This is a genomic window from Photobacterium sp. OFAV2-7, from assembly GCF_022347985.1.
In the GTDB taxonomy this organism is placed as follows: Bacteria; Pseudomonadota; Gammaproteobacteria; order Enterobacterales; family Vibrionaceae; genus Photobacterium.
This window is the reverse complement of sequence record NZ_JAKRFQ010000617.1, coordinates 1-3,215: the sequence shown is the minus strand read 5'-3', so window position 1 is coordinate 3,215 and position 3,215 is coordinate 1. Positions and strand designations below refer to the sequence as shown.

7 protein-coding genes are annotated in these 3,215 nt (G+C 46.7%); all 7 read left to right on the top strand.

The window, feature by feature from the left end; genetic code table 11:
- The first annotated feature begins 89 nt into the window (after nt 1-89).
- Nucleotides 90-272, top strand: a complete 183-nt coding sequence (locus MHN01_RS21825) for a hypothetical protein (protein ID WP_239413408.1) — start codon at nt 90-92, stop codon at nt 270-272.
- A gap of 64 nt (nt 273-336) precedes the next feature.
- Entirely contained in the window at nt 337-537 is a 201-nt protein-coding gene (locus MHN01_RS21820; protein WP_239413407.1) for a hypothetical protein, read from the top strand.
- Between the two features lie 11 nt (nt 538-548).
- Complete coding sequence (locus MHN01_RS21815; RefSeq protein ID WP_239413406.1) at nt 549-1,196, top strand: hypothetical protein; 648 nt, start codon at nt 549-551, stop codon at nt 1,194-1,196.
- Nucleotides 1,193-1,810, top strand: coding sequence for an MT-A70 family methyltransferase (locus MHN01_RS21810; RefSeq protein ID WP_239413405.1), 618 nt, complete (start codon nt 1,193-1,195; stop codon nt 1,808-1,810). Before MHN01_RS21815 ends, MHN01_RS21810 begins: the two co-directional genes overlap by 4 nt.
- A gap of 227 nt (nt 1,811-2,037) precedes the next feature.
- A complete protein-coding gene (locus MHN01_RS21805; RefSeq protein ID WP_239413404.1) occupies nt 2,038-2,421 on the top strand; it encodes a hypothetical protein in 384 nt (127 codons plus the stop codon).
- Nucleotides 2,422-2,464: 43 nt separating this feature from the next.
- Nucleotides 2,465-2,857 (top strand): hypothetical protein, encoded by a 393-nt coding sequence (locus tag MHN01_RS21800; protein ID WP_239413403.1) that lies wholly within the window; start codon nt 2,465-2,467, stop codon nt 2,855-2,857.
- Nucleotides 2,858-3,014: 157 nt separating this feature from the next.
- Nucleotides 3,015-3,215, top strand: a 201-nt coding sequence (locus MHN01_RS21795) for an Arm DNA-binding domain-containing protein (RefSeq protein ID WP_239413402.1), incomplete at its 3' end; no start/stop codon positions are given.

The window sequence follows — 3,215 nt, the reverse complement described above, 5'->3', positions numbered from 1 at the left end:
CAATCAACCGTTGCTAGCTCCGAAAAGCTGCAAGCTGCCCGTCAGGTACTACAGCAGGCAGAAGCCATAGCGCCCCTGTTCAATCAAAAGTGAAATCCCAAACCGTCAAATTCCCCGAGATGACCCCAGACACCATGGTGCAAGTCACTCTAGGTGAAATCGAACACCTCAGAGAGCGTAATCGCACACTGGAAGCACTCGAGGCCGCTGGCGTAGATAACTGGGAAGGCTATAGCGAAGCCATGGCAATGCTGCACGAAGACGCCGCTTAATACCCTGCCCCGGGAAGCCGGGGCACACCAATGCTCTTTAACAATTTGGCAAGGAAGTAAAAGTATGAAACGACCACGAGTCGCTTTTACGACTCAAACCGTACCGAAGGCAGCAGCCGAAGAACTCATCGATCGCTGCCGCCAGCTAGGTACACCAATCGATGTCAGCTACTACGACGATACGGCGCTGATCATCATTAACCAAACCCACATTCCCCGACTTAGTTCTCACCACTCATTCATAAGAAAGAGAATGTGCAAATAAAGGTAACGACCATGAAAACAATACCGATGATCTTTAATCAAGAAATGATAAAAGCTTTATTAGACGGGCGTAAAACCGTTACTCGCAGGCCACTAAAAGTACAGCCTTCAGATTTTGACACCTACGACGGAATTGCGCTGTTGTATGACGAACAAGGTAACGAGTGCGTGATCGGCCAAAAGCCATTCGTTCCACCCGGCAATAGGGATGATCTAATTTGGGTCCGAGAAACATGGCAAGGACCGTTGTTTGCGGCTGAAGACTGGAGTGCTTACAAGGAAAACAAGCAACCATTCAAAAACCCCAAATACTGCCATTACCGTGCGAATGGTGACAGCTGCGAATTTGTTGATATGGATACGGAAGATACTGTTTACCGTTGGAGACCATCGATTCATATGCCTCGTTGGGCCAGCCGATTGACCCTACGTATTACAGATATTCGTGCCGAACGAGTACAGGACATCACGGAAGAACAAGCTAAAGATGAAGGCATGCTCACCAATGATGAATTCCCAACATTTTACTCGACTGCTTTTTGTGGGCTTTGGGAGTCCCTTTATAGTAATTGGAGCGATAATCCATGGGTTTGGGTTATCGAATTCGAAGTAATTCATCAAAACATTGATAGTTATATAGAGCAACAGGAGGCCGCATGAAGTACCCGCTTATCTACTGCGATCCACCTTGGAAATACAACAACAAAGTATCGAACGGTGCTGCTCAGAACCACTATGAAGGTATGACGCTTGCCGAAATGTGCGCTCTACCCGTTAACAACATCAGCGCCGATGATTCAGTTCTGGCTATGTGGTACACCGGCAACTTTGTTGATGAAGCAATGTTCTTGGCAAAAGCCTGGGGCTTTAAAATCAAAACAATGAAAGGCTTTACCTGGGCCAAACTCAACGAAAAGTATTGGAGCCGAGTCGGTAAGGCGATCAATCAAGGCAATCTCACTGAAGCAGATTTTCTGGCCCTTCTTAATAGCGAAACCCGCATGAATGGCGGCAACTATACGCGAGCGAACTCCGAAGATTGCTTAATAGCAATTAAAGGTAAGGGACTGGAGCGTAAGCAACGCAATATCAAGCAGCTCGTAATAGCTCCCCTTGATGAGCACAGCGCGAAACCGCCTGAAGTACGCCATCGCCTAGAACGGTTGTATGGAGATATTCCCCGGCTCGAAATGTTTGCCAGAACATCACCTCAGGGTTGGGATGTGTTCGGAAACGAAGTCAGCAACTCCATTCAATTACACCATGCAGCGTAAGAGAAAACTCGCCCCGGCAAAGGGGCGAGATACCTTTAGATCAACGCAATAATGATCATTGCGCCTGTAATAATGAACAGCTCACAATACATTCTTGTAATTAGATCCATACACACTCCCTCTATCTCAAACCAGAAAATCATAATGCTCCTTTTTTACCCCCCGCATGGCGATTTACTAGTGCTATGTAGGGGCACTTAATCGATTCACAAGGAAAGGTAACGACCATGAAGAAATACAATAGAGTAAGAACCAACGGTGGAAGATTAAAAAGTCTGCAGGTTGAAAGACGCCAATTAATCGCCAGCATTAAGATCTCAACACCTAACTTTGAAAAGCAGAGACTTCAATCTCGTCTGGATAAAGTCATTGCCGAGATAGACCGGCTGCAGAATGAACCCGTGGTTTCAGAGCATGCTATGTTGCGCTATCTCGAGCGAATCAAAGGGCTAGATCTAGAAGCTCTCGAAAATGAGATTCTTAATGAACCAACACGCGAACTAATTAACAGCTACGGCGTGGGACATGCCAAGCTCCCACATAGAGGTATTCCGGGCTGCCGGCTGATAGTTAACGACAAAACTATCGTCACCGTTGAGCTTACACGCTAGTCCCTCGCTAAAAGTAGACTGGCGACTGTATCAAGGAGTGATTATGTCTCTATGCTCGCATTGCCAAAAACGTCACGCGGTAACTTATACATTGTGGGAATGTTATTGCGAGGACTGTGCTCTAGAAACAGCCCTCGCCCTTCTGGCCGTCTGCAAACTCAGTGACAAGGCCATCACAGCTTTGATTGCCTCGGGCTGGAACATGCCAGCAACCCAAACCAAGAAACACTTCACCGCCACTGATATTGCCAAGGAACTGGGCATCTCTGCGCAAAAGGTTGGCAAGGTAGCCAATCAGCATCAAATCAAAAACGACCAATACGGCGAATGGCGCCTTGACCAGGCTGCCAACAGTCGCAAGCAAATAGAAACTTTCTGGTACAACCAAGCCGGAAAGGAAACTCTGACCAAGATAATTAAAGGTAACGACCAATGAGTGTGACCTGGGTATTACCCCGAAAGTTAGCCGAGTTGACTGGCTACACTGAGAAAGCCATTCAAGACAAGATATCCAACGGTGTTTTCCCCGAAGGAACCGTCTGGAAAAAAGCACCAGATGGAAGACGTTTACTAAATGGGAAGGAGTACGATAAGTGGGTAGAAAGCCAACCAATAACAATGTAATGCCAACCGGCGTTGAAGTTCATGGCAGTTCGCTTCGGGTTGTATTTCTTTACCGCCGGAAGCGTTACAGAGAGTCACTAGGACTTCCACCAACAAAGGCTAACATCAAATTTGCAGCCGGAAAGATAGCCACAATAAAGCATGAAATTAAAATGGGGACTTTTAATTAT